General features: G+C 70.8%; 24 protein-coding genes. 12 read left to right on the top strand and 12 right to left on the bottom strand.

Annotated elements, in window-relative coordinates; all coding sequences use genetic code 11:
* Window positions 1-9 precede the first annotated feature (9 nt).
* Both ACGF3A_RS36550 and hppD read right to left on the bottom strand, forming a co-directional pair.
* The gene (locus tag ACGF3A_RS36550) at window positions 10-1,512 is read right to left on the bottom strand and encodes a glycosyltransferase family 39 protein (protein WP_393734806.1); all 1,503 of its coding nucleotides are present in this window, start codon (window positions 1,510-1,512) and stop codon (window positions 10-12) included.
* A gap of 192 nt (window positions 1,513-1,704) precedes the next feature.
* Window positions 1,705-2,862: a 4-hydroxyphenylpyruvate dioxygenase gene (hppD, locus tag ACGF3A_RS36555; RefSeq protein WP_393734807.1), complete on the bottom strand. Its 1,158-nt coding sequence runs from the start codon at window positions 2,860-2,862 to the stop codon at window positions 1,705-1,707.
* A gap of 142 nt (window positions 2,863-3,004) precedes the next feature.
* Between hppD and ACGF3A_RS36560 the strand changes: the two genes are divergently transcribed.
* Genes ACGF3A_RS36560 through ACGF3A_RS36580 form a run of 5 tightly spaced genes read left to right on the top strand, consistent with a single transcriptional unit; the run spans window position 3,005 to window position 7,261 of the window.
* Complete coding sequence (locus tag ACGF3A_RS36560; RefSeq protein WP_393734808.1) at window positions 3,005-3,481, top strand: Lrp/AsnC family transcriptional regulator; 477 nt, start codon at window positions 3,005-3,007, stop codon at window positions 3,479-3,481.
* A gap of 25 nt (window positions 3,482-3,506) precedes the next feature.
* Complete coding sequence (locus ACGF3A_RS36565; protein WP_393734809.1) at window positions 3,507-4,154, top strand: ABC transporter permease; 648 nt, start codon at window positions 3,507-3,509, stop codon at window positions 4,152-4,154.
* A gap of 28 nt (window positions 4,155-4,182) precedes the next feature.
* On the top strand, window positions 4,183-5,418 hold the full coding sequence (locus ACGF3A_RS36570) for a betaine/proline/choline family ABC transporter ATP-binding protein (protein WP_393734950.1): 1,236 nt from the start codon (window positions 4,183-4,185) through the stop codon (window positions 5,416-5,418).
* Complete coding sequence (locus ACGF3A_RS36575; protein WP_393734810.1) at window positions 5,415-6,287, top strand: ABC transporter permease; 873 nt, start codon at window positions 5,415-5,417, stop codon at window positions 6,285-6,287. The genes ACGF3A_RS36570 and ACGF3A_RS36575 overlap by 4 nt, the downstream gene beginning before the upstream one ends.
* Window positions 6,284-7,261 carry a glycine betaine ABC transporter substrate-binding protein gene (locus ACGF3A_RS36580; RefSeq protein WP_393734811.1) on the top strand — a complete coding sequence of 326 codons (978 nt, stop codon included), beginning with the start codon at window positions 6,284-6,286 and terminating at the stop codon, window positions 7,259-7,261. The genes ACGF3A_RS36575 and ACGF3A_RS36580 overlap by 4 nt, the downstream gene beginning before the upstream one ends.
* 18 nt (window positions 7,262-7,279) lie before the next feature.
* On the opposite strand, the gene ACGF3A_RS36585 is transcribed toward ACGF3A_RS36580, so the two are convergent.
* From ACGF3A_RS36585 to ACGF3A_RS36620, 8 genes are all read right to left on the bottom strand, one after another.
* Entirely contained in the window at window positions 7,280-8,101 is an 822-nt protein-coding gene (locus ACGF3A_RS36585) for a S16 family serine protease (RefSeq protein ID WP_393734812.1), read from the bottom strand.
* Window positions 8,102-8,197: 96 nt separating this feature from the next.
* On the bottom strand, window positions 8,198-8,842 hold the full coding sequence (locus ACGF3A_RS36590; RefSeq protein WP_393734813.1) for an IclR family transcriptional regulator: 645 nt from the start codon (window positions 8,840-8,842) through the stop codon (window positions 8,198-8,200).
* Between the two features lie 278 nt (window positions 8,843-9,120).
* A complete protein-coding gene (locus tag ACGF3A_RS36595; RefSeq protein WP_393734814.1) occupies window positions 9,121-10,917 on the bottom strand; it encodes a DEAD/DEAH box helicase in 1,797 nt (598 codons plus the stop codon).
* A 218-nt stretch (window positions 10,918-11,135) separates the two neighbouring features.
* Window positions 11,136-12,203, bottom strand: a complete 1,068-nt coding sequence (locus ACGF3A_RS36600) for a YeiH family protein (protein ID WP_393734815.1) — start codon at window positions 12,201-12,203, stop codon at window positions 11,136-11,138.
* Window positions 12,203-12,790 carry a cysteine dioxygenase gene (locus tag ACGF3A_RS36605; protein ID WP_393734816.1) on the bottom strand — a complete coding sequence of 196 codons (588 nt, stop codon included), beginning with the start codon at window positions 12,788-12,790 and terminating at the stop codon, window positions 12,203-12,205. Before ACGF3A_RS36605 ends, ACGF3A_RS36600 begins: the two co-directional genes overlap by 1 nt.
* A gap of 88 nt (window positions 12,791-12,878) precedes the next feature.
* Complete coding sequence (locus tag ACGF3A_RS36610) at window positions 12,879-13,784, bottom strand: LysR family transcriptional regulator (RefSeq protein ID WP_393734817.1); 906 nt, start codon at window positions 13,782-13,784, stop codon at window positions 12,879-12,881.
* A 72-nt stretch (window positions 13,785-13,856) separates the two neighbouring features.
* Window positions 13,857-15,314, bottom strand: a complete 1,458-nt coding sequence (locus tag ACGF3A_RS36615; protein ID WP_393734818.1) for an MFS transporter — start codon at window positions 15,312-15,314, stop codon at window positions 13,857-13,859.
* 100 nt (window positions 15,315-15,414) lie between these two features.
* A protein-coding gene (locus tag ACGF3A_RS36620) for an IS5 family transposase (RefSeq protein ID WP_393734951.1) occupies window positions 15,415-16,244 on the bottom strand; the annotation gives its coding sequence in 2 pieces (ribosomal slippage) (window positions 15,415-15,908 and window positions 15,908-16,244; 831 coding nt in all).
* Window positions 16,245-16,372: 128 nt separating this feature from the next.
* Here ACGF3A_RS36620 and ACGF3A_RS36625 point away from each other — a divergent pair.
* Window positions 16,373-16,867, top strand: coding sequence for a hypothetical protein (locus tag ACGF3A_RS36625; RefSeq protein WP_393734819.1), 495 nt, complete (start codon window positions 16,373-16,375; stop codon window positions 16,865-16,867).
* 269 nt (window positions 16,868-17,136) lie between these two features.
* Complete coding sequence (locus ACGF3A_RS36630) at window positions 17,137-17,736, top strand: DUF6058 family natural product biosynthesis protein (RefSeq protein WP_393734952.1); 600 nt, start codon at window positions 17,137-17,139, stop codon at window positions 17,734-17,736.
* Between the two features lie 136 nt (window positions 17,737-17,872).
* On the opposite strand, the gene ACGF3A_RS36635 is transcribed toward ACGF3A_RS36630, so the two are convergent.
* On the bottom strand, window positions 17,873-18,055 hold the full coding sequence (locus ACGF3A_RS36635; RefSeq protein WP_393734820.1) for a DUF397 domain-containing protein: 183 nt from the start codon (window positions 18,053-18,055) through the stop codon (window positions 17,873-17,875).
* Window positions 18,056-18,066: 11 nt separating this feature from the next.
* Window positions 18,067-18,903 carry a helix-turn-helix domain-containing protein gene (locus ACGF3A_RS36640; RefSeq protein WP_393734821.1) on the bottom strand — a complete coding sequence of 279 codons (837 nt, stop codon included), beginning with the start codon at window positions 18,901-18,903 and terminating at the stop codon, window positions 18,067-18,069.
* Window positions 18,904-19,116: 213 nt separating this feature from the next.
* Here ACGF3A_RS36640 and ACGF3A_RS36645 point away from each other — a divergent pair, with 213 nt between their 5' ends.
* The 5 genes from ACGF3A_RS36645 to ACGF3A_RS36665 all read left to right on the top strand — a co-directional run bounded on the left by ACGF3A_RS36645 (window position 19,117) and on the right by ACGF3A_RS36665 (window position 25,714).
* Complete coding sequence (locus ACGF3A_RS36645; protein ID WP_393734822.1) at window positions 19,117-19,527, top strand: ATP-binding protein; 411 nt, start codon at window positions 19,117-19,119, stop codon at window positions 19,525-19,527.
* A gap of 122 nt (window positions 19,528-19,649) precedes the next feature.
* Window positions 19,650-19,994: an SseB family protein gene (locus ACGF3A_RS36650; RefSeq protein ID WP_393734823.1), complete on the top strand. Its 345-nt coding sequence runs from the start codon at window positions 19,650-19,652 to the stop codon at window positions 19,992-19,994.
* On the top strand, window positions 19,991-20,566 hold the full coding sequence (locus ACGF3A_RS36655; RefSeq protein ID WP_393734824.1) for a hypothetical protein: 576 nt from the start codon (window positions 19,991-19,993) through the stop codon (window positions 20,564-20,566). The genes ACGF3A_RS36650 and ACGF3A_RS36655 overlap by 4 nt, the downstream gene beginning before the upstream one ends.
* Window positions 20,563-24,975 carry a putative T7SS-secreted protein gene (locus ACGF3A_RS36660; protein ID WP_393734825.1) on the top strand — a complete coding sequence of 1,471 codons (4,413 nt, stop codon included), beginning with the start codon at window positions 20,563-20,565 and terminating at the stop codon, window positions 24,973-24,975. The genes ACGF3A_RS36655 and ACGF3A_RS36660 overlap by 4 nt, the downstream gene beginning before the upstream one ends.
* 7 nt (window positions 24,976-24,982) lie before the next feature.
* Entirely contained in the window at window positions 24,983-25,714 is a 732-nt protein-coding gene (locus ACGF3A_RS36665) for a hypothetical protein (protein WP_393734826.1), read from the top strand.
* Window positions 25,715-25,717 lie beyond the last annotated feature (3 nt).

A 25,717-nucleotide genomic window follows, 5' to 3' on the forward strand; every position in this document is an offset into this window, starting at 1 on the left:
GGCAGGTGCTCAGCGGTCGCAGAGTGCGGGGTCCGAGGCGTACAGGGTGAGGATCATGCGGCCGGTGTTTTGCCGAGCGCAGAGCGTGAAGCGTTCGCGGAGGGCGGCCAGTTTTGCCTCGTCCTGGGCGGTGAAGGGCGCGTCGTCCGCGCGGGACGGAGGGTCGGTCAGGACGAGGACACGGTGCGCGGCCCGTACGCGTGCGCCGATCTTCTCCTCGGGGAGTTCGACGCCCCAGAGCGTGCCCGACTCCTCGGGGGTGCGGGCCAGGGCGAGGTCGCGCAGGCCCTCGTACTCGGCGGGGTGCGAGAGGCTGCCCTCGCGGCGGAGCGAGGGGATGAAGAGGACGCCGTCGCCCGGCCGCGTCATGCCGCGCGCGGCAGTGGCGACCGCGTTCGTGTCGTCCATGTGGACCTCCGGCTGCCGTACCGGGAGCCAGAGGGGGACCAGCGCCGTGACGACGGCCACCGCCAGCGCCCCGGCCGGCCACGGCCGCAGCGCGCGCAGCATCCGGTCCACGGCGAAGCCGCCCAGCAGGGCGAGGCCGAGGGCGGAGTAGACGACGTACCGCTCCTCGTAGAGCGGGCGGAGGTAGGAGACCAGGACCAGGAGAGATGGGGGGAGGATCGCCAAGGCCAGGGCCGTGGTCCTCGGGTCGGCGGGGCCTCTGCGGCGCGGGCGCGCGCACGCGAAGAGGAGTGCCAGCAGCACCGGGACCGCGAAGCGCAGGAGTTGGGTCGCGCCGGGTGCCTGGAGGTGCGCGAGCTGCGCCTCCTGCGCCTTGCTCACCACGACGAGCGGCATCAGCACCGCGCACACCGCCGCGGCGGCCTGGCCCCAGGGCCAGAGCAGCGGGCGCAGGGGGCGCTCCCTCAGCAGCACGGCGCCGTGCGCGAGCAGCGCCAGCACCGCCAGTTCGTTGAGCAGGCAGCCGACGGCGAGCACCGCGGCGTAGGCCGCCCAGAGCCGCGGGCGGGGCCGTTCCAGGGCCCGTAGCAGCAGGTACGTGGACCAGGCGACCGCCGCGCACACCATGGCGTACGAGCGGCCCTCCTGGGCGTACTTCTGTACGAGAGGGAGGAGCGGGAAGACCAGTCCGGCCGCGAGTCCGGCGCGGGGGCCGGAGAGGCGGCGTCCGGCGAGCGCGACCCCGGACGCCGCGGCGGCCATGGCCAGCAGCGCGGGGAGGCGCAGCGCGAGGAGCCCGCCGTCCCAGACCGCGAACACCGCGTGCATCAGCAGGTAGTGCAGCCCGTGCACCATGTCGACGGTGCCCAGCATGTTCCACAGCTCGGGCAGGCTCCGGTGCGCGACCTGGTACGTCGTCGACTCGTCCCGCCACATCGAGTTCTCGCGGCGTATCCCCCACAGGCCGAGCGCGAGCATCAGCGCGGCGGGGGCGAGGACGGCCACGGCACGGCCGTCCCAGGTGGGGCGAAGACGTGCGGGCGGGGTGCGGGGCCCCCGGTCCTGGGGCGTACGGGCGCGGCTGGGCGCCGTGGACGTGGCCATGCGTGGGGGGATTCCGTTTCGGGTCCGGGGCGACCTTGCTGGGGAGTGGGATGATCGTGCAAGTGCCGCTGCGCCCCTGTCAAACGGGGCCATGACCCGGAACGAGGAAAGGCCCGTGCTCCCGGAGTCGGGGAGCACGGGCCTTCCGGTTCCCGCGTGGGGAGGCGGGTCGGAGGCGGATCGGAGGCGGGGTCAGAGGTTGCCGCGCTTCTCCTGCTCGCGCTCGATCGCCTCGAAGAGGGCCTTGAAGTTGCCCTTGCCGAAGCCCATCGAGCCGTGGCGCTCGATCATCTCGAAGAAGACGGTGGGCCTGTCCTGGACCGGCTTGGTGAAGATCTGCAGCAGGTAGCCGTCCTCGTCACGGTCGACGAGGATCTTCTGCTCGCGCAGGATGTCGACGGGCACGCGGGTCTCGCCCGCCCACTCGCCGAGGGTGTCGTAGTAGCTGTCGGGCACGTCGAGGAACTCGATGCCCGCGGCCCGCATGGACTTCACGGTGGCCACGATGTCGTTGGTGGCGAGCGCCATGTGCTGGACGCCCGGGCCGCCGTAGAACTCCAGGTACTCGTCGATCTGCGACTTCTTCTTCGCGACCGCGGGCTCGTTGATCGGGAACTTGACCTTCTTGGTGCCGTCCGCGACGACCTTCGACATCAGGGCGCTGTACTCGGTGGCGATGTCGTCGCCCACGAACTCCTTCATGTTCGTGAAGCTCATGACCCGGTTGTAGAAGGCGCACCACTCGTCCATCTTGCCGAGCTCGACGTTGCCGACGCAGTGGTCGATGGCCTGGAAGGTCCGCTTGGCGGGGGGCTCCACGATCGGCTTCGCCTCGACGAAGCCGGGGAGGTAGGCGCCGGAGTAGCCGGTGCGCTCGACGAGGGTGTGGCGGGTCTTGCCGTAGGTCGCGATGGAGGCGAGGACCACCGTGCCGTGCTCGTCCTTGAGCTCGTAGGGCTCCTCGACGCCGCGGGCGCCGTGCTCCAGCGCGTACGCGTACGCCGCGCGGGCGTCCGGCACCTCGATGGCGAGGTCGATCACTCCGTCGCCGTGCTCGGCGACGTGGTCGGCGAGGAAGCGGCCCCAGTCGGTGGTGGGCTTGATGACGGAGGTGAAGACGAACCGGGCGGAGCCCGACTCCAGGACGTAACTGGCGGTCTCGCGGCTGCCGTTCTCCGGTCCGGAGTACGCGACGAGCTTCATGCCGAAGCCCGTGGAGTAGTAGTGCGCCGCCTGCTTGGCGTTGCCCACCGCGAAGACGACCGCGTCCATCCCCTTGACCGGGAAGGGGTCGGCCTGCCGGGCGGTGGCGGGGGCCTCGTGGGTCCCCCGGGGAGATGCAGTAGTCATGGCGGCAGGCTCCCGCCCCGCGACAAGGTGCGCAATAGTTTGTACATCTGCTGGTCACCCTGTACAGCTGCACCCCCTCCCCATGGGGCTATCTGTACAAGGTGCGCAGCACCCGTACCGGAGTGCATCGGAGAGGAACGCCATGGGTATCGACCGGCTCGACGGCCGCCTGCTCGAACTGTTGGCCGAGGAGCCCCGGATCGGGGTGCTGGAGGCGTCCCGCCGGCTGGGGGTCGCGCGCGGCACCGCGCAGGCCCGGCTGGACCGGCTTAAGGCGAGTGGAGTAATCCGCGGCTTCGGGCCCGACGTGGACCCGGCGGCCATCGGATACCCGGTGACCGCGTTCGCGACGCTGGAGATCAAACAGGGCCAAGGCGCGGACGTACGGGCGCACTTGGCGACCGTTCCCGAGGTGCTGGAGCTGCATACGACGACCGGCCACGGCGACATGCTCTGCCGCCTCGTGGCCCGCTCGAACGCCGATCTTCAGCGGGTGATCGACCGGGTTGTCGGATTTGATGGCATTGTCCGGGCCTCCACCGCGATCGTCATGGAGAACCCGGTGCCGTTGCGGATCGTGCCCCTGGTGCGCCAGGCGTCCTCGGGCGCTCATCCCTAGCGGACAGCGGACGAGAGGGGTACGGGTGAACTTCTGGGAATACGTCGGGAGCCGTCACGCGCAACTGCTGACGGACTCCTTCCAGCACGCGAGCGCGGTCCTCCAGTGCATGGTCCTCGCGACCGTCATCGGGGTGCTGCTCGGCGTGCTGACGTACCGCACCGAGTGGGCGGGCAACCTCGCCACGGCCACCACCGCGACGATCCTCACCATCCCCTCGCTGGCCATGATCGGCCTGCTGATCCCGATCGTGGGACTGGGCGTGGCCCCGACGGTGATCGCCCTGACGCTCTACGGGCTGCTGCCGATCGTCCGCAACGCGATCGTCGGGCTGCGCGGCGTCGACCCCACGCTGGTGGACGCGGCGCGCGGCATCGGGATGTCGCGCTTCGCGCGGCTCGTCCGGGTCGAACTGCCGCTCGCCTGGCCGCCGATCCTCACCGGCATCCGCGTCTCGACGCAGATGCTGATGGGCATCGCCGCCATCGCCGCCTTCGCCTCGGGCCCCGGGCTCGGCAACCTGATCTTCCGCGGCATCGCCTCGCTGGGCAGCGCCAACGCGCTCAACCAGGTCCTCGCGGGCACGCTCGGCATCGTCGTCCTGGCGCTGCTCTTCGACGCCGCGTACGTGCTCATCGGCCGGCTGACCGTCCCGAGGGGGATCCGTGTCTGAAGCCACTCAGGAGGCACCCGGCGGAACCATGACCTCCGGTGCCACCATCCAGCTCGAAGGGCTCACCAAGCGCTACCCGGGCACCTCGGCGCCCGCCGTGGACAACGTGAGCATGGAGATCCAGGCGGGCGAGACCGTGATCCTCGTCGGCCCCTCGGGCGGCGGCAAGACCACGCTGCTGAAGATGATCAACCGGCTGATCGAGCCGAGCTCGGGCCGGATCCGCATCGGCGACGAGGACGTCACCGACATGGACGCGGTCAAGCTGCGCCGCAAGATCGGCTACGCGATCCAGTCCTCGGGCCTCTTCCCGCACATGACCGTCGCGCAGAACATCGCGCTGGTCCCGAAGATGGTCGGCTGGTCCAAGTCCCGGATCACCTCACGCGTCGAGGAGATGCTCGACCTGGTGGGGCTGGAGCCCGGCGAGTTCCAGGGCCGCTACCCGCGCCAGCTCTCCGGCGGCCAGCAGCAGCGGGTGGGCGTGGCGCGGGCGCTGGCGGCCGATCCTCCGGTGCTGCTGATGGACGAGCCGTTCGGCGCGGTGGACCCGATCACCCGCGACCACCTCCAGGACGAGCTGATCCGGCTGCAGCGCGAGCTGCGCAAGACGATCGTCTTCGTCACCCACGACTTCGACGAGGCCATCAAGATCGGCGACCGTATCGCCGTGCTGCGCGAGCGCTCGCACATCGCGCAGTTCGACACCCCCGAGGCCATCCTCACCAACCCCGCCGACGACTTCGTCTCCGGCTTCGTCGGCGCGGGCGCGGCCCTCAAGCGGCTCAACCTCACGCGCGTACGGGACGTGGCCGTCGTCGACTTCCCGACCGTGACCATGGAGCAGCCGCTGCGGGACATCTTCGACCTGCTGGGCGGCGGCGCGACCAACGAGGTGCTGCTCCTCGACCGGCACCGGCGCCCGTACAAGTGGCTGCGGCGCGGCGACCTGATGCGCGCCAAGGGCTCGCTCGCCCGCGCGGGAACGCTCGTCAACGACACCGTGACCAGGGACGCCACGCTGCGCGACGCGCTGGAGGCCGTCCTCACCGACAACGCGGGGCGCGTCGCGGTCACCGGCAAGCGCGGCGAGTACACGGGCGTCGTGGACATGGAGACGCTGATGAACTCCGTCCACGAACTCCTCGACGAGGACCGGATGGAGGCCGTCGAGCACCAGCACCGGCTGGAGGAGCTCCAGGAGCAGCACGAGCGGGACGCGGGTGACGAACAGCCGGGCGGCGCGGAGGAGGGCGGCCGATGAGCGGCCGCGGGCGCGGGCGTGATCCGCTGCTGGAGGCACTGGAGCACGAGTACGACGGCGTCGAGGACCCCGCGCACGACGACGAGAAGCCCGCGCCCGCCCCGCCCCCGAAACCCGAGGGCGGCCCGCTCTCGCGGCTGACCTGGCGGAAGCTGACGATCCTGCCGGGCCTCGTGGTGCTGATGCTGCTCGGCACCTGGCTCTGGTTCCGGGGCGCCGACCTCGACTCGATCGCGCGCAACTCGATCTCCGGCGGCAACGTCGGGCTGCGGCTGCGCCAGCACATCGAACTCACCGTGATCTCCACGTTCTTCGTGCTGATCATCGCCATCCCGCTCGGCATCGCGCTCACCCGCCCCTGGCTGCGCAGGGCGGCGCCGATCGCGATGATCATCGCCAACCTGGGTCAGGCGATCCCCGCGCTGGGCCTGCTGATCCTGCTCGTCATCTGGCTCGGCGTCGGCGCGAACACCGCGATCGTCGGCATCGTGATCTACGCCGTGCTGCCGGTGCTGGCCAACACCATCGCCGGGCTGCGCACCATCGACCCCGCACTGGTCGAGGCCGCGAAGGGGATCGGGATGTCGCCGCTGGGCGTCCTGTCCAGGGTCGAACTCCCGCTGGCCGTCCCGCTGATCCTCGCGGGCGTGCGCAACGCGCTCGTGCTGAACGTCGGCACCGCGACCCTCGCCACCTTCGGCGGGGGCGGCGGGCTCGGCGACCTGATCTCGGACGGGATCACCAACCAGCGGATGCCGGTGCTCTTCCTCGGTTCCATCCTCACCGTGGCCCTCGCGCTGCTCGTGGACTGGCTGGCCTCGCTGGCCGAACTGCTGCTGCGGCCCCGGGGTCTGGAGGGCTCGTCATGACTCTCGCCCGCGTACGTGCCGGACTGGCCGCCACCGCGCTCGCCCTCCCCCTCGCCGCCTGCGGACTGGTCAGCGGCAGCCCGATGACCGACAGCGTCCAGCCCGGCAGCGTCGGAAAGGGCAAGCCGCTGGAGGGGGCCAAGCTCACGGTGACGTCCAAGGAGTTCACCGAGCAGATCGTCCTCGGCCAGATCATGGGCCTGGCCTTCAAGGCGGCGGGCGCCGAGGTCGTCGACCGCACCAGCATCCAGGGCTCGATCGGCGCCCGGGAGGCGGTCAGGTCGGGGACGGCGGACGGGATGTACGAGTACACGGGCACGGGCTGGATCACCTACCTCGGGCACACGAAGCCGATCATCGACCCGGAGAAGCAGTGGAAGGCGGTGCGCGACGCCGACCGGCGCAACGGCATCGTCTGGCTGCGCCCGTCCACGCTGAACAACACCTACGCGCTCGCGCTCAACGACCGCCTCCAGAAGCGGTACGGCGTCCGTACGCTCTCCGACGTCGCGAAGCTGGCGAAGTCGCAGCCGTCGGCGGTCTCGGTGTGCGTCGAGAACGAGTTCGCGTCCCGCGACGACGGACTGACCGGCATGGAGAAGAAGTACGGGATGTCCATCCCCTCGTCCCGCGTGCACAAGATGAGCGGGGGCGTCGTCTACACCCAGGCCGCGCAGGGCTCCCCGTGCACCTTCGGCGAGGTCTTCACGACGGACGGCCGCATCAAGGCGATGAAGCTCAACGTCCTCAAGGACGACAAGCACTTCTTCCCCAACTACAACGCGGCCCCGGAGATCAACGCCGACACGTTGCGGAAGCATCCGCAAATCGCCGAGGTCCTGGCCCCCGTCACCAAGGCGCTGAACAACGACGTGGCGCGGGAGCTGAACGCCAAGGTCGACGTCGACGGCGAGGACCCGCACGAGGTCGCGAAGGACTGGATGGTGAAGAAGGGGTTCCTCAAGGACGGGTGAGGTGCCCGGGTCCCGGCCCTAGCAGCTGGGCAGCTTCCCGCCGTCCTTCAGCGCCTTGAGCGAGTCCAGGGTCTTGTCCAGCGTGGTGACCGGGATCAGGCGCAGGCCCTTCGGGCGCTGGGCCTCGGCCTCCCCGCACTCCTTCTCGGGGACGAGGAAGTGGCGTGCCCCGTCGCGCTTGGCGGCGCGCATCTTGAGCGGTACGCCCCCGACCGGGCCCACCTTGCCCTGCGCGTCGATGGTGCCGGTCCCGGCGATCGTACGGCCGCCGGTGAGGTCTCCTTCGAGCTTGTCGACGATGCCGAGGGAGAAGAGGAGGCCCGCGCTCGGGCCGCCCACGTCGCCGAGGCGGAGGGAGACGTCGACGTCGCCGGGCTTCTTGCCGAGCTGGCGCAGGGCGGCCGTGACCGCCTTGTCCTGGGAGTCCTTCATCTGCTTGTGGATGGAGCGCTTGACCTCGCGGACGCTGTCGCCCTCCGGGTACGCCGCCTCGCGCGGCATCACCGCGCGGTCCTCGGCGAACCAGGCACGGGCGACGTCGGCGGCGCGCACCGTGACGTCCGGGTTGGTGACCCCGATCGTGACGGCGAGCAGCTTGCCCTCGCCCTTCCCCGCTTCACCGGTGTCCTTCCCGCCGTCCTTCGCGTCCGGGAACGAGATGACCGGCTTGCCCGCGTTCTCCCCCAGCACGTCCGCCGTGTCGCCGGGCTGCGCCAGCGAGAACGGCAGCGGCGCGAACGCCGCGACGGCGAGCAGCGCGACGACGGGCACCGCGCAGACGGTCAGCGTCCGGCGGCGCGTCGAGAAGAGGGCAAGGCGCGGGCGCGGTTTCTCGGTCACCCCCGCAATCTAGTCGATGGCCGAGGGGCGCCCTCACGCCCGTACGGACGCACGGACATGAGGGCGTACGGACATGACGCGTACGGGCGGTCCCGCTCAGCGCAGGGCGTCCGCCACGTCGTTCGCGGCGCGCACCACGCGGGTGCCGACCTGCTCCGGCACGACCTCGGAGAGCATGACCACGCCGACGCTCCCCTCGATGCCGCTCACCCCGAGCACGGGGGCCGCGGCGCCGCTGGCCCCCGCCTCCAGCTCGCCGTGGGTCAGCACGTATCCGGGCCCCAGCTCGTGGTCCGGGCCGCGGCCCATGAGGATCGCGCGGCCCGCGGCGCCCCGGTCCAGGGGGTGCCGGAAGCCGGTGCGGTAGGCCACGTGGTAGTCGGTCCAGCTCGGTTCGACCACCGCGACGGCCAGCGCCTCCGTCCCGTCGACGAGGGTGAGGTGCGCGGTCGCGCCGACGTCCTCGGCGAGCGAGCGCAGCGCGGGCAGCGCGGCCTCCCGTACGAGCGGGTGCACCTGGCGTCCCAGCCGCAGCACCCCGAGCCCGACCCGGGCCCGGCCGCCCAGGTCGCGGCGGACGAGGGCGTGCTGCTCCAGGGTGGCCAGCAGACGGTAGACCACGGTGCGGTTGACGCCGAGCTTGTTGGACAGCTCGGTCACGGTCAGGCCGTGGTCCGTGTCGGCCAGTAATTTGAGGACTCGCAGCCCTCGGTCGAGCGTCTGAGAGGTCTCCGCGGTCACGACGCCCCCTCCTAGAGTGAGTGACGGCAGCCGCGGTGCGCCGAGCGCCTGGAGGCCGCCGGTCGCGGGTGGCACTGGCTTGTGGCAATGCGTACGAAGTCACCGGCTGCGCTCCGCGGCAACGGTGCCACGGGGCGTGTATGTGACGGGAAACCTAGCGAGCGGCACCGCTCACCGGAAGGGCTTGTCCAGAATCCGGGCGTTCCGTGTCCGCTCTCGACCGAAACATCCCCCGCCATGGACAGGTCAGCGGGGCGACCGGTCGTTCGGTCGTTCGGTCAGCGCATCTTGGTCGCCCACTCGCGGACCTTCTCGATCCGGGCGTCGATCTGGTTCGCCGTGGCCTCCGCGCTCGGCGGGCCGCCGCAGACCCGGCGCAGCTCGGTGTGGATCACGCCGTGCGGCTTGCCGCTCTGGTGGACGTAGGCGCCCACCAGCGTGTTGAGCTGCTTCCGCTTCTCCAGGAGCTCCTTGTGCGTGACGACGGGCCGGTTCTCGGCGGGCATCTCCAGGAGGTCGGCCTCCTCGGCCGGCTTCTTCCTGCTGTGCGAGATCTGCCGGGCCTGCCGCTTCTGGAGCAGCATCTGCACCTGGTCGGGCTCCAGCAGGCCCGGAATGCCCAGATAGTCCTGCTCCTCCTCGCTGCCCGGGTGCGCCTGCATGCCGAACTCGGCACCGTCGTACATCACCCGGTCGAAGACCGCGTCGGACTCCAGGGCCTCGAACGGGAGTTGGTCCTGCTCCCCGGTGTCCTCGTCCTGCTCCTTCTCGGCCTCCTGGAGGAGCTTCTCCTCCTCCGCGTACGGATCCTCCTCGGTGTCCTTCTTCGGCTTGTCGAGGACGTGGTCGCGCTCGACCTCCATCTCGTTCGCGAACGTGAGCAGCGTCGGGATGGTCGGCACGAAGACGGACGCCGTCTCGCCGCGCCGCCTCGACCGTACGAAGCGGCCCACGGCCTGCGCGAAGAAGAGCGGCGTGGAGACGGTCGTCGCGTACACCCCGACCGCGAGCCGCGGCACGTCCACGCCCTCGGACACCATCCGCACCGCGACCATCCAGCGGTCCTCGCTCTGCCGGAAGTCCTCGATGCGCTGCGAGGAACCCGGGTCGTCGGAGAGGACGACGGTGGGGCCCTGCCCGGTGATCTCCCGGATCAGCTTCGCGTACGCGCGTGCCGAGTCCTGGTCCGCGGCGATCACGAGCCCGCCCGCGTCCGGCACGGCCTTGCGCACCTCGGTCAGCCGCCGGTCCGCCGCGCGCAGCACGGCGGGCATCCACTCGCCGCGCGGGTCGAGCGCGGTGCGCCACGCCTGCGAGATCGCGTCCTTGGTCATCGGCTCCCCGAGCCGCGCCTCGATCTCGTCGCCCGCCTTGGTGCGCCAGCGCATGTTGCCGCTGTAGGAGAGGAATATGACGGGCCGCACGACGCCGTTCGCGAGCGCGTCCCCGTAGCCGTACGTGTAGTCCGCGACGGAACGGCGGATGCCTTCCTTGTCCTCGGCGTACTCCACGAACGGGATCGGGTTGGTGTCCGAACGGAAGGGCGTACCGGTCAGCGCCAGGCGCTTCGTCGCGGGCTCGAACGCCTCCTGGCATGCCTCGCCCCACGAGCGGCTGTCACCGGCGTGGTGGATCTCGTCGAGGATCACCAGGGTCTTGCGCTGCTCGACCCGGTTGCGGTGCAGCATCGGGCGTACGCCCACGCCCGCGTACGTGATCGCGATCCCGTGGTACTCCTTGCTGAGCGGCCCGGCGCTGTACTCGGGGTCCAGCTTGATCCCGACACGCGCGGCCGCCTCGGCCCACTGCTTCTTCAGATGCTCGGTCGGCGCGACGACGGTCACCTGCTGCACGACGTGATGGTGCAGCAGCCACGAGGCGAGCGTCAGTGCGAACGTCGTCTTGCCCGCGCCGGGGGTCGCGACCGCGAGGAAGTCCCGCGGCTGCTTCTCCAGGTACGAGTCCATCGCCGCCTGCTGCCAGGCGCGCAGCTTGCTGGCGGTGCCCCAGGGGGCACGGCCGGGGAAGGCAGGGGACAGGTGGTGGCTGTGGCTGTTGGTCGGGGTGGTAGTCACGGTCTCCGGGTGCCGGTTCGGTTCGCTGGGGCGGTCGACGCAGCGTCCCAGAGTACCGGTGGCCCCGGCGGGGACCGTGCCGGATGCCCTCATGCCCTGACGGGGCACCCCTGGCTGAGGGGGCACAACCAGGGGCGCGGGGAACTGCGCGCCGAGCCAGGCACCCGGCCGCACTCGGCAACGGTGAGCAAGGGGCAGCCCGGAGGCCGCACCCGGCGCTACGTGGTCAGCAGTACGCCCCCGTACGAGACACCGGCGATCACGACCCAGGAGCAGAGGCCAAGCGCGGCGACACGCCCTCCCGTGCGAGCGAGGGAGGGGAGGTGAACCGCACTGCCCAGGCCGAACAGAGCCGCGGCGAGCAGCACTTCCTGCACGGTCCCGGCACCGTCCAGCACCGCGTCCGGCAGCCACCCCGTCGTCCGTACGACGACCATCGCGAGGAACCCGGCGACGAAGAGGGGAACGAGCGGCGGCCGCTTCCCGTCCGCGCCCGACCCCTCCCCCGCGCGGGCGCGCCTCCGTACCGCGACGACCATCGCCGCGACGAGCGGCGCCAGCATCATCACGCGGACCAGCTTCACCAGCACCGCCTGCCCGAGCGCGGAGGGCCCCGCAGTCTGGGCCGTGGCGACGACCTGGCCGACGTCGTGCACCCCAGCGCCGACCCAGCGGCCGAACTGCGCGTCGTCCAGGCCCAGCGGAGCGTGCAGCAGGGGCAGCACCGCGATGGCGAGCGTGCCGCACAGCGTGACGAGCGCGACGGACGTGGCGACGTCCCGCTCGTCGCTGTCGCGCACCTCGCTGACGGCGCCGATCGCGGAGGCGCCGCAGATCGAGTAACCGGTGGCGATCAGTACGGGCTGGTCGCCGCGGAGGCCGAGCTTCCGGCCGAGCCAGACCGTACCGAAGAACGTCGCGGCGACCACGGCGAAGACCATGACGACCGTCGCCCAGCCCAGCCCCAGCACGTCACCGATGCTGAGCTTCAACCCGAGGAGCACGATGCCGAGCCGCATCAGCCGCTTCCCGGCGAGGGTGAGTCCGGGCCGGGCCAGGCCGCGGACGAGGCCACGGGTGCCGGGCACGTGCGCGACGGCGATGCCGAGGACGACGGCGGCCGTCAGCATCGGCACGCCGGGCACCAGCAGATGCACGCCGGACGCGGCGGCGACGCCGAGCGCGGCCATCGCCAGCCCTGGCAGCTTGCTGGGCGGGCCGGAGCGCGGGACCCGGTCCGCCGGGGCAGCGGTGGACGTCCGTGCGCGTTCCCCCAGCAGAGCCATCAGGCGGAGGCCGCGTCGTCGGCCGGGAGGTCGTAGATCCGGCGGACGCTCGTCCCCAGGCGGGAGATGTCGGCGCCGTAGATGTGGATGGATATCGCGGTCTTCTCGCAGCCGTTCCACACCCGGTGGATGTCGCCGGGGGGCGCGAAGCCGCAGACGGAGCCCTCCGGGTTGACGACGTCCTCGGTGGCGACGAGCCGCGCGGGGGCGCCGCTCGCGGCGTCGGCGGGCAGCAGCCGGTAGCGGCGCTCGTGCTCCTCGCCCTGGTGGACGCCGGTGACGCACCAGGAGACGTGGTCGTGGACCGGCGTGCACTGGCCGGGCAGCCAGACGAGGGCCACGAGGGAGAAGCTGCCGTCGCCCTCGGCGTGCAGCAGGTGCTGCCGGTAGCGCTCGGGGTCGGGCTCGCACTGGGCGGGGGCGAGCAGGTCCGCCGCGCCGAGGTGGGGCGCGAGCTTCTCGCCGACGAGGTACGCCGTCACGTCGGGCGGCAGGCCCTTGCCGACCGCCTCGCGGACGTCCTCGACGAGGGCGGTCAGTCGCTCGGTCGTACGGAGGGCGGTGCTGGGGTCAGTTGTGGGGGCCATGCCAGCAGCGTGGCGCGGGCCTCCTATCACGTCTAACGACGGTTTCTTGGCCGACCCCTGAGTTCCGCTTATAGGTGAAGGGAAAGGCTCAGCAGCCGACGCGGCGCTCGGCCGCGGTCCGCAGTTCGTCGAGGACGAGCGCGGTCGCCGGTATCTCCAGGTGCTCGCGCAGCACGTACGCCGAGACCTGGCGCCGCGAGGCCGGGTCCAGCGCCCGGCCCGTCACCTTCTGGTGGACGAGGAACGAGAGCACGAGACCCGGCATCATCGCGATGCCCAGGCCCTCCGCGACCAGGCTCTGGACGACGAGGTTGTCGTCCGTCGTGAACGCGATGTCGGGCGCGAAGCCCAGCTCGGCGCACTCGTGGAGGAAGTTGGCGCGGCAGCGCAGACAGCCCGCGATCCAGCGCTCCCCCGCCAGGTCCGCGAGCTGCACGGCGCGGCGCCGGGCCATCGGGTGCCCGGTCGGCAGCAGCACCGTGAGCTGGTCCTCCAGCAGCGGGATCTCGACCAGCTCCTCGGGCACCTGTTCGTGCAGCCCGGGGTAGGTGAAGGCGAGCGTGATGTCGCACTCGCCGCGCACGACGCGGCGCAGCGAGTCCGGCGGCTCGCCCTCCTGCAGCTCGACGCGCACGCCGGGGTGGTCGACGGCGAGCCTGGTCAGCGCCTCGGGGACCAGCGTGGCCCCGGCGCTGGGGAACGCGCAGACCCGCACCTTGCCCGCCCGCAACCGGGTCAGCGAGGACATCTGCTGCTGGGCCGTGGCGATGCTGTCGAGGATCACGCCCGCGTGCCGGGAGAGCGCCTCCCCGGCCTCGGTCAGCCGCATCTGGCGGCCCACGCGGATGAACAGGGGAGTGCCCACGGCCCGTTCGAGCGCCTTCATCTGCTGGGTGATCGCGGGCTGGGTGTACCCGAGGGCGCGGGCCGCCGCCGAGTACGAACCGGTCCGCACCACTTCGTGGAAGGTCTTGATGTGCCGCGAGTCGAACATGACCGAACCATAAGCAGAATTTGGGAAGCCGCAACCAGGCCGGTCCCCTGCTTCTGGATCACTGCTTCTGGATCACGGCTCGCGTCGATGGAGCCGCCCCCCGACGAAGACGCCGAGCGCGGCGACGAGCGCCGAGACCAGATAGACGACGACGAAGGCGGCAGGCTTGGCCGCCGACCCCTCCTCCGCACCCGATTCCACAGACACCGCGCCGCCGCCGAGCGCGGCGAAGACGGCGCCGGTCGCGGCGAGCAGCAGCACGTTGGAGAGGCTGTCGGACATCTGCAGCGCGGCGGAGTTCCGCCCCGTCTCCTCGGGCGCCGACAGCCGCAGCAGCAGCACGCTCAGCGAGGAGATCACCATCCCCATCCCGAGGCAGCTCAGCGTCAGCGCGACCACCAGCGTCCACACCGGCACGGAGTGGACCAGCACGAGCGGCGCGTAGGCGATCCCGAACGTCACCAGCGCCATCCCCGTCCGTACGAGGCGCTCCCGGTGCGGCTCCATGCGCGGGCGCGACTGGAGGAAGGAGCCCAGCGCCCAGGTGAGACCGCCCGCGGCGAGCGTGAGCCCGGCCATCGTCACGGACAGCCCACGCTGGGTGACGAGCATGAGCGGCACGAAGCTCTCGGCCACGATGTACGACCCGGCCGCCATGCCGCGCAGCAGCACCACGGCGGGCAGCCCGCGCGCGGCCAGGAACGTGCCGCGCGGCAGCAGCGCCCGTACGGACGGCACGAGCAGCGCGGCGCCCGCGAGCGCGGGGACGAGGGACAGCGGCCGCAGGTCCTGCCCGGCGTACTGGAGCAGCCCGGCGCCGAGGGCGACGGCGAGCGCGAGCCGTATCCGCCGCGAGCCCGCCTTCGCCTCCTTGACCACCCCTTCGGGAGGCCCGGCGGCGCGGCGGCGCAGGGGCGGCATCATCACGGCGAGGGGCAGCACGACGAGGACGGGGATGCCGAGGAAGACCCAGCGCCAGCCCAGGTGCTCGGTGACGGTCCCGGAGATCAGCGGCCCGACGATCGAGGGCACCACCCACGAGGCGGCGAACGCCGCCATCACGGTGGGCCGCAGCGCCTCCGGATACGCCCGGCTCACCGTCACGTACAGCGCGACGATCACGAGCCCGCCGCCCACGCCCTGAACGGCCCGCCCCAGCACCAGCATCCACATGCTCGCCGCCGTCCCCGACAGCACGAGCCCCGCCCCGAACGCCACGATCCCCGTCGCCAGCGGCGGCACGGGCCCCCGCCGGTCGCACCACTGCCCGGAGGCGACCATGCCGACGAGGGAGGTCGTGAAGAAGGCGGAGAACGCGTACGCGTAGAGCGAGATCCCGTTCAGCTCGTCGGCGGCGACCGGCATCGCCGTGCCGACCGCGGTCGCCTCGAAGGCGATGAGCAGCACGACGGAGACGATCCCGAACGTCAGCGCCCGATACGCCCCGCTCAGCACGGTCACCTTCTCCCCCGGCCCCGCGCCCTCCCCGATCCCCCCGACGACCGCCACGGTCTCCTCATCAACGCCCATACGCCCCACGGTAAGCGGCACCCCCGACAACCGACTCCTACCGCGAACACCCTTCCTCTCGGCCGCTGGGCCTAGGACCCCTAGGGGGTGTCTTCAAATGTCACGCCCACATCAGGAGTGCGGCGAGGGTGACGGCTGCTTGGTAGGACTCGGCGGTCTTCTCGTAGCGGGTGGCGATGCCGCGCCACTGCTTGAGGCGGTTGAAGCAGCGTTCGACCACGTTGCGCCGTTTGTAGAGCTGCTTGTCAAAGGCGGGCGGGCGCCCGCCCCGGCTGCCACGCCGGAGCCGGTTGCCGATCTGGTCGGCCCGCTCGGGAATGGTGTGGGCGATACCGCGTCGCCGGAGCCAGGTGCGGATGGCTTGGGAGCTGTAGCCCTTGTCGCCCAGCACGTGGGCGGGCCGCAGGCGGGGGCGCCCCGGACCGGTCCGGGGCACCCGGATCGCCTCCATCACGGCGGTGAACTGGGTGCAGTCGTTGGTGTTCCCACCGGTGAGGGTGAGGGCCAGCGGGCGGCCCGCCGCGTCGCAGGCCAGGTGGATCTTGCTGGTCAGGCCGCCCCGGGACCGTCCGAGTGCGGGTGCGCGCAGCCCCCTTTTCGGGCCCCGGCGGCATGCTGGTGGGCGCGGACGACGGTGGAGTCGACCGACACCAGCCAGTCGATGTCCCCGGCCGCGTCCGCTCGGGCCTGGGCCGCCCGCAGCATCCGCTCGAACGTGCCGTCCAGGGCCCACCGCCGGAAGCGGGTGTGCAGCGTGGCCCACGGCCCGTACCGCTCGGGCACGTCCCGCCAGGCGGTCCCGGTGCGGAACTTCCACACGATCCCGTTGAGCACCGTGCGGTCATCCACCCGCTTCCTGCCCCGCAACGACTCGGGCAGCAACGGACGGACGAACTCCCACTCCGCATCCGACAGTTCATGGCGACGAATCACCCCACGATGATCCACCACCCAAGATCAATTGAAGACACCACCTAGGAGCGGTCCGCTGGGACACCCCCGGGAGCTTCCGCGGCCGTGACGGAACATGGGAGCTGGTGATTCATGCTTTGTGAGAGGTGAATAAGATCAAGGCCCAGTGGCACCCCGGCGCCCCCTTGCCGGGTGAGCTCGTGTACAGCAGGTCAGAGTATGGATTTCGCTTTCGGGCCCCGGACGCCGAGGAATTGCTGTCGGACGTGGGCGACGAGGGTTTCGCCAGCGTGTCGATCGACACGCTCCAGATCCAGGTGAGTGTTCAGGCGGGCCGAGCGCTCTACGCCTGGGGATACGAGCCGTACACCGGCTGGCGAGACGGAGAGGTCGGGGCCCCCGACGCGCGGCCGGGCCTGGTGATCCTGACGCCCAGGGAACCCTTCGAAGAGGGCGTCTCCGTGTCGATTCCCGCTCAGCACTGGGACCGCAGGTTCGACCGGTCCACGGGATGGTTCGCGGCGAGCCCGCCCGAAGGCGATGACGCGCGGTGGCACGTCGAGATCGCCCACGGAGTCGTCCTGGGCGGCTCCCCTGAAGGAATCAGATCGCTCTATCTGAGGCCGACCTTCGAGGACTAATTCGAGGACTGACTGGTCGGTGCATCAGATTCACACCCCACCGAACTGATCGCCCCCGACGGAGAAGTCTCCAGAGAGCCACAGTGGACGGCGTGCCGACAAATAGAGTAATGGTCAAGAGCTGTGGATCGGTGGGCGGAGCGAGGGCGAGGTGCCCTCGTGCTGTCGTGGTTCCATCGATGGTTCGGTGAGTGCCGAACCGTCCGGTCGGTAGCGTGCCGAGTCCGGTGCGGGAGATGCCCGCGCTGGTAAACGCCGGAGGCGACCCGATGTCGGAGACAGATCTGAAGCAGCGGCTCGCCGAGCGATTCCGCGAAGTCAACGGCGACCATCCGATGACCGATACCGATGACGCATACGTCAGCGCGCAGTTCGTTGCCCTGGAGGAACTGTGCGCAATTCATGGCCGCGATGCCGATGCGGTCCGCCGGCTGATGCTGGGGCAGCACCTGCCGCTTCCGGGATATCTGCGCTCCGACGGTGCCGAGATGGTGCCGGCCGACCTGTTCGCTCTCGCCGACGAAGCTGGCGGCGTAGAGCTGCTCGAAGCGTGGTTCACCGCTCACTGGGCCGACCCGATCACCGGGAAGGCGGAGTGGAATGCGTATCTCAGCGGACAGTATGTGTGCCTGCACTCGGTGACCCCTGCCGCCATTCAGCGCAAAGAGTTCCTGACGACCGCGATCAGCGCCGCAGCGAACGAGCCGGATGCCGGTTCAGCACGGTGGTCCGAGCGGCTGCACGCACTGGTCGACGAACTCGACACGCTGGAACCGGCGTTCACGGCCTACGACCGTCTTCGGTTCGGCGGCCCCACGTCCCGGGACACCTGCATCGACGCCCCGCGCGCCCGCTTCCCGCGCCCGTGACCCGGATCCATGGGTGGAACAGCTCGTGACCGGAGCAGCCAAGGCCGGCATTTCCGCCTCAGGTCGCATTTGCGAGGTCTCCGTAACCCAAGCATCCGCCACACCCGTGACACGAGAGGCGCGTCAATCCGAGCGCTCAGTCGCCCTTCAGGTGCCGGACCAGACCGTCGAACCCGGCAGGACTGACGGCAAGCGTCACGCCCGGCGCCTCGCTCTCGCGCAGCAGAAGTCCGCCTGCCGCGTCGTCCGCGACCTCCACGCAGTTGGGCGCGTCCTCATTGCCCGAGAACGAAGACTTTTGCCATGCGAGAGGCTCCATACGTCCCCACCTCAGAGTTCTCGTGACAGTGCGTGAACCAGCTCCCTTGACTCTACGGGGTTCAGCGCCGCAGCCTCCACCTCCGCCAGGACCCGGCGATACCGGCCCAGTTGCGCCTCCGCGTCGATGAGGCTGCCACCGTGAGCGCTGTCCACCAGCACCGTGTCCAGCCGCCGAACAGGCCCTTCCGCATACAGCAGCGGGTTCCCCATGTGCGTGAATCCGTCGGCGCTGAAGGGGACGATGCGGATCGAGACGCCTGGACGTTCCGACTGTTCAGCGACATGGAGAAGCTGGCGGCGTGCGACCTTGCGGTCCCCGACCCTGACGCGCAGTGCCGCCTCATGGATGACAACGTCGAAGCGAAGTGGACACTCGCGCGACAGCACCACCTGACGGCTCAGCCTGAAGGCCGTCCGAGCCTCCGCCTGCTCCGCGGGGAGCTGCGGCACCGAGGCCGAGTAGATGGCGCGGATGTGCTCTTCGGTCTGCAGGAGACCCGGAACGTGCACGCTCTCGAAGGTGCGCAGACCCCACGCGTGGTGCTCCAGTTCCGCGAGGTCCAGGAAGCCTGCGGGAAGTTGCCCTTCGAACTCCGCCCACCAGCCACGCTTCCGCTCCGTGGCCATGTTGACCAATGCCTCGATGAGCGGGGGATCGTCGCAGGCGTACTGGCACGCGAAGTGACGCACCCGGGCCGGACTGACGCCCACCCTCGCGGACTCGGTGCTGGAGAGCTTGGTATGAGCGATACCGAGCGATCTCGCCGCTTCCTGGACCGACAGCCCAGCCTTCTCGCGGAGCTTGCGCAGCTCCGTCGCCAGTCGCGACTGCCGAGCAGTGATCACTTGTCGAGCTGGCATGTTCCCCTACTTTCCCCGCAGTTGCCGCACGCAGACTACGGGACTCACCTTGACTGGGGTCACTTGTTACCCCTACCGTCAGTGATGTAACGCACACACACCGGGACTCCCGGAAGCGCACCGCGCCGTCATGCCATGACACGCGTGGCACTGCCACCGGCGGCCCCTCCCCTCGGCACCTCCCTCCTGGAGTCCCGTATGCCCGAATCCGAAGCCCCCTGGGGCTACACGCTGCACGTTCCCAACGATCCCCGCGCCGTCGCCGTCTGTCGGCAGACCCTCCGGCTCGCCCTCACGGCGCACGGCCTGCCCCACCTCACCTCCACCGCCGAACTCCTCGGCACCGAGCTGGTCACCAACGCCGTCACGCACACCAAAGGCCCCGTCGCGATAAGGCTCTGCTGGAGCGGGAGCGCCCTGCGCCTCGGGGCGTGGGACACCGATCCCACGCCGCCGAGCCCCCGACCGGCGGCCGTCGACGCGGAGGCGGAAGCGGACAACGGGCGCGGGCTGGCGCTCGTACGGGCCTGCTCCGAGGACTGGGGATGGCACCGGCTCACCTACGCGGGCAAGTACGTGTGGTGCGAACTGGCCCCCGACGCCGCCTGACCGAGAGGCGTGGCGTCCGTCACGGACGCGGTACAGGAGGGGGTCGTGCGGCGACGTGCGCTGGGCTCTTGTGTCACTATGCCGCCGGAGTTGCTGGTGAGTAACAGGGGGGCGGGGGGCCTATGTCGCTGCGGGATCTGGTGCAGGAGCAGGCCGTGGCGCGGATGTCGTCGGCGGAACGGCTCGACGCCGTACGCGCGATGCGGCTGTATTTCCAGCGGCCCGAGGAGCCAGGGTTCCTGGTCTCCGAGACCGAGGACGGGGCTCTCGTACCCGTGTTCACGTCCTGGGAGCGGCTCGCGCTGTTCGCGGGGGCGTGCGACTGGGCGTCCACCACCGCGGAGGACCTGGCCGAGCTGCTGCCCGAGGGCGTACGGGCGCTGGTGGATCCGCTCGGGCCTGAGCCGGGGCCGTTCCTGCTGGACGCCGACGTACTGCGTACGGCAGACACGGAGCAGGGCCGATGAGCGGCGAGGAGGACAAGGGCGGCGCCAAGCCGGGGGCCGGGTACGCGGTCGAGATCTCCTCGCTGCGGAAGATCCTCACGCCCATGGAGGAGTCGATGACCGCCGCGCGCAAGATCAAGAACGACTGGAAGCCGATGGCCGACCACATCAACGAGTCGGCCACCTTCGACATCGTGAAGCCCGCCCGGGACCTGCTCTCCGGCTGGGGTTACGGGATGGGCCGGGTCGCCGAGCACGCGGACGCCGTGGTCGAGACGCTCAGGCAGGTCATCGCGGCGTACATGCTCGCGGACCTGCTCCGGATCAAGGACTTCGAGCCGACCGCCGACAACATCGCCAAGCTCCCCTGGGGAGACCACGCGATGAGGTCGTGGCAGGCCGGGAACCGGCCGAAGTTCGACCCGGCGCCGGAGATCTACCAGGAGCCCTGGCTCACCGACAACGGCCGGGCCGACGGCAAGACCGGCGGCGGGGACGGCGACGGCGTCGTCACCGGTGACCCGCCCTCCAACCCCCGCAAGCTCTACGACGGCGGCTGGGTCACCGACGGCGGGAAGGGAACGATCGCGTGACGCAGAAGGACGCCATCGAGGGCGGCACGGTCGAGCGCATACCCCCGAACGCCAAGCCCTCCGACGTGATCTACGGGAAGCCGTCCGATGTCGACGACCTGGTCGTCAAGCTCAAGGCGTACGCGGGCGCCTTCAAGGACGGCAACTCCCAGCTCGACGTGCTGATGCTGAAGAACTGGACGGGCGCCGGGGCCGAGGAGTTCGAGAACGCGACCCGGAGCCTGCCCAGGGAACTGAGCTCCGCGGAGAAGCACTTCACCTCCGCCGCGAACGCCCTCGACGCGTACGCCGACAAGCTCCGCTCCGTCCACAAGCGGGTCAAGCCGATCATCGCGGACGCGGACGAGGCCAGGGCGACGTCCAAGCGGTACTGGAAGAGGGTCGAGGCGTACAACGCGGCAGTCGAACGCAAGGACGACCCGCTGCCCGAACGCCCGCCGGAGAGCGACCCCGGCGACGCCGCCATGGACGCCTGTCTCCGGCGCCTCGACAAGCTGGAGGCCGAGCTCGACGGCGTCGTGAAGACCGCCGCGCGCAAGCTGGAGACCGCGGCGGAGAAGGCGCCGAAGAAGAAGCCCGGCCCCCAGGGCATGGACAAGGTCAAGGGCTGGGGCAAGGACTTCCTGCGCGGCGTGGGGGACACGGGCCTCTCCTGGGAGAAGCAGCTCAGGGCCATGGTCGCGGACGGCCCCGGCAGCACCGACCTGCAGCTCGCGGGCATGGTGGACGGCGTGGCGTACGCCGCCGATCACCCGAAGGAGTTCGCCAAAGCCGCCGTCAACTGGGACGAGTGGCAGCGCAATCCCGCACGCGCGGCGGGGCAGCTCACCCCCGAACTGCTGCTCGCCCTCGGTAGCGGCGGCGCGGGCGGCGCCAAGCGCGGCCTCTCGGCGGCGAAGAACGCGGCGGAACGGCTCAAGGGCCGCGAGAGCGCCCTGCGCCGGGACGGCAGCGCGCGGGGCCGCGCCGACGGGGACTCCGGGAACAGCGGCGAGGGCAACGGCAGCAAGAAGGGCACCGGCGAGCCGATCGACGCCGCCAGCGGCGAGATGATCATGTCGGCGACGGACGTCGAGCTGCCCGGCGCGCTCCCCCTCGTCCTGGAGCGGCACTACGTCTCGGGGCACCCCTGCGGCGGCTGGTTCGGCCCGTCCTGGGCGGCGACCCTCGACCAGCGCCTCGAACTCGACGACGAGGGCGTCGTCTACGTCGCGCCCGACGGCATGGTGCTGACCTACCCGGTCCCGGAGCCCGAGGTACCTACGTTCCCGACGAGCGGCCCGCGCTGGCCCCTGCTCTGGGACGGCAAGCCCGACAGCACCGTCACGCTCACCGTCCCCGAGCAGAACCGCACCCTCCACTTCGCGCCCCTGCCCGCCGCCGGCCGGGAGCTGGTCCTCCACGCGATCACCGACCGCACCGGCGAGGGGGACCGCGTCGCCTTCACGTACGACGAGCACGGCACGCCCGTCCGCGTCACGCACTCCGGCGGCTACGACATCGAGGTCGAGACCGACCCCGCGCTCCACCGGATCACCGGCCTCCGCCTGCACCACGGCGAGGGCGAGCAGCGCGCGAGCACCCGCCTGCTCGCCTACGCCTACAGCCCGGCGGGCGACCTCACGGAGGTCGTCAACTCCACGGGCCTCCCCCTCCGCTACCGCTACGACGACGAGCACCGCGTCACGTCCTGGACCGACCGCAACGGCACCACGTACGCCTACGTCTACGACCACCGCGGCCGCGTCCTGCGCGGCATCGGCCCCGACGGCATCCTCTCCGGCCGCATGCACTACGACCCGGCCGCCCGCACCAACCGCTACACCGACTCACTCGGCCGCACGACCACGTACGTCTACAACGAGGCGTACAAGGTCACCGCCGAGACCGACCCGCTCGGCCACACCACCTACACCGAGTGGGACGAGACCAACCGCCACCCGGTCAGCGTCACCGACCCGCTCGGCCGCACCACCCGCTACACGTACGACGAGGACGGCAACTGCACCTCTGTCACCGGGCCCGACGGCGCGGTCACGGAGGCCGTGTACGACGACCTGGGCCTCCCCCTGGAGGTCCGCGAACCGGGCGGCGGGGCGTGGCGCCACACGTACGACGACCGGGGCGCGTGCACGAGCACGACCGACCCGACGGGCGCCACGACGCGCTACGCGTACGACGCGGCGGGCCACCTGGCCTCGGTCACCGACCCGAACGGCCAGGCCACGCACGTCACGTCCGACGCCACGGGCCTCCCCCTATCCGTGACGGACCCGACGGGAGCGGTCACCACCGTCCGCCGCGGCCCGCACGGCCGCGTCACCTCCCTCACCGACCCCCTGGGCCGCACCACCCGCCACGCTTGGACGATCGAGGGCAAGCCCGCCTGGCGCGAACAGCCCGACGGCACCCGCGAGACCTGGAACTGGGACCCCGAGGGCAACCTCGCCACCCACACGGACGAGGCGGGCCACACCACCCGCTGGACCCACACCCACTTCGACCTCCCCGCCACCCGCACCGACCCGGACGGCGCGCACTACGCCTTCGCGTACGACACGGAGCTGCGGCTCCTGTCCGTGACCAACCCGCAGGGCAGGGAGTGGCGCTACGAGTACGACCCGGCGGGCCGCCTCGTCGCCGAGACCGACTTCAACGGCGCGACCCGCACGTACGAACTCGACGCGACGGGCGACCTGGTGGCGAGGACCAACGCCTGCGGCGAGACGCTCCGCTACGAGCTGGACGCGATGGGCCGCGTGGTGCGCGAGCGCGATGAGACGGGCGGCGAAGAGACGACGTATGCGTACGACGCCGACGGCGCCCTGCTGCATGCCGCGAGCCCGGCGGCTCGACTGAGCTGGGAACGCGACCCTCTCGGCCGCGTCCTCGCGGAGACGGTGGACGACCGTACGCTCACCTACGCCTACGACGCGCAGGGCAACCGCACCCACCGCACCACGCCCTCCGGGCTGGTCTCCACCTGGACGTACGACGCCGCAGGCCTCCCGCTGGCCCTGACGACGGCGGACAACGAGCTGGCCTTCACGCACGACGCGACGGGCCGCGAGACCGAGCGAACGGTCGGCGAGGTCAAGCTCTCCCAGACCTGGGACGAGACAGACCGCCTCACGACCCAGCAGCTCACCGGCCCGGACCGCGACCTCCTCCAGCACCGCACGTACGCCTACCGCCCCGACGGCTACATCACCGAGATCCGCGAACTCACGAGCGGCACGCGGAAGTTCACCCTCGACCCCATGGGCCGCCCCACCGCCGTCCAGGCCCACGGCTGGTCGGAGCGGTACGCCTACGACGCGGTCGGCAACCAGACCGCCGCCGAGGCCCCGGCCCACCCGTCCCCGGGCGACAGGGACGTCTCCGGAACGCTCGTCCAGCGTGCGGGCCGCACGACGTACGAGTACGACGCGGCTGGACGCATGATCAGCAGAACCCGCAAACTCCTCAACGGCCAGACCCGCACCTGGACCTACACCTGGAACGCCGAGGACCGCCTGACGCGGGCCACGACTCCGGACGGCGAGGAGTGGACGTACGTCTACGACCCTCTGGGGCGCCGTCTGGACAAGAAGGGAAGCTCGGGCTCCACCGTCCGCTTCGTCTGGGACGACTCGCGACTGGCGGAGCAGACCACCGGAGACGGCGCCACCACGACCTGGGAGTACGCACCGGACACCCACCGTCCGCTGGCCCAGGTCCACCAGGAACCGCTGTCCCCCGCGGTGTTCCTCGCGGTGATCACCGATCAGACGGGCACTCCGACGGAGCTGCTCACCGCCGGGGGCGATCTGGAATGGCAGCGGCGCACCACCGTCTGGGGAACCCCTCTCCCTGCCCCTTCCGGCACGACGGAATGCCCGCTCCGTTTCCCGGGCCAGTACGCGGACCACGAAACGGGCCTGCACTACAACTATTTCCGCTATTACGACCTCGAGACCGCCCGCTACCTTTCCCCCGACCCTCTGGGGCTCGTCCCGTCCACGCATGATCACGCGTACGTCCCCAATCCGCTCACCTGGCGGGACCCGCTGGGTCTCGAAGGGTGCAAGGGCAAGCCGCCCCGACTGTCCGACCCGATGCCGCAGGGACTGCCGAAGGTGACGATCAGGGCATACGAGGAGATCAGAGCGGGGAACGGCGTCCGGCAGACGGACCCCAAAACGGGCGACCCGAAGACGTTCGCCGGGGACCAGAAGCCGCATGAGAAGCGGTGGGCGAATTCCGAGGAATACACCGTTCCCGGCGCGCCCAGAGGAATGGAACAGGACTACAAGATCCTCAAGAAGACCTTGCCGGACGGGCGTATCGTCATGGGCTGGACCGTGGATCACTACAAGACGATTCACCCCTTCAAGGCACCCCATTTCCCGGACGACGGCTGGAAGTAGGAAACAGATGTACGTCCTCGTCGAGGAAGAGAGCCGCAAGGACGTGCTCTCGGCCACCGACCTGCTCGGCTTCTTCGTGGAGCCGTCGCTGGGCACGTCGGATGTCGTCACCGTCATCGGCACCTCCTTCCGGCCCGAGCGGATTCCGCTGCTGCTCGAAGACATGGAACTGCAGGTCCGGAACCGGCAGAACGAGGAGATCGGGTCCTACTACATCGGTCAGATCGAGGTGACCAACGTCCGGGAGAGCGAGGCCGTGCCCGGCGCCGTCGACCTGGCCTTCGACCTGCGCGGCTACGCAAGCCCGTTCCCCTACGCCCGTGAGCTGTGGCGGACCTGGATCGACCAGGGCCCGCCGACCGAGACCGGCCTGTGGAAGCGGCTGCCCCCGGAAGCGCACGAGAGCTGGGTCCACGTGGCTCAGCAGACCTGGTTCCGCTCCGGGCACGAGCCGCGCGTCTACGGGCACGCCGACACCTACGAGATCGATGGCGCCGACCTCGCGAACATCGAGAGCTTCTACTGCGCCCTCGGCGAGGCCACCAACGGCCCCGCGGGCTACCTCGGCTCCAGCCCCGCGGGACTGGCCGACTGCCTCAACAACACCCTGGCCACTCCCCCGTTCCGCCTCCGGTGGCGGAACTTCGAAACGACCCGGGCAACGATCGACGCCGACGAACTGGGCTACGTGCTCTCCGCGCTGCGCAAGTACGGCGTCGAGATCGAGACGCCTGATTAGGAC

The organism is Streptomyces sp. NPDC048172 (assembly GCF_043202595.1).
In the GTDB taxonomy this organism is placed as follows: domain Bacteria; phylum Actinomycetota; class Actinomycetes; order Streptomycetales; family Streptomycetaceae; genus Streptomyces.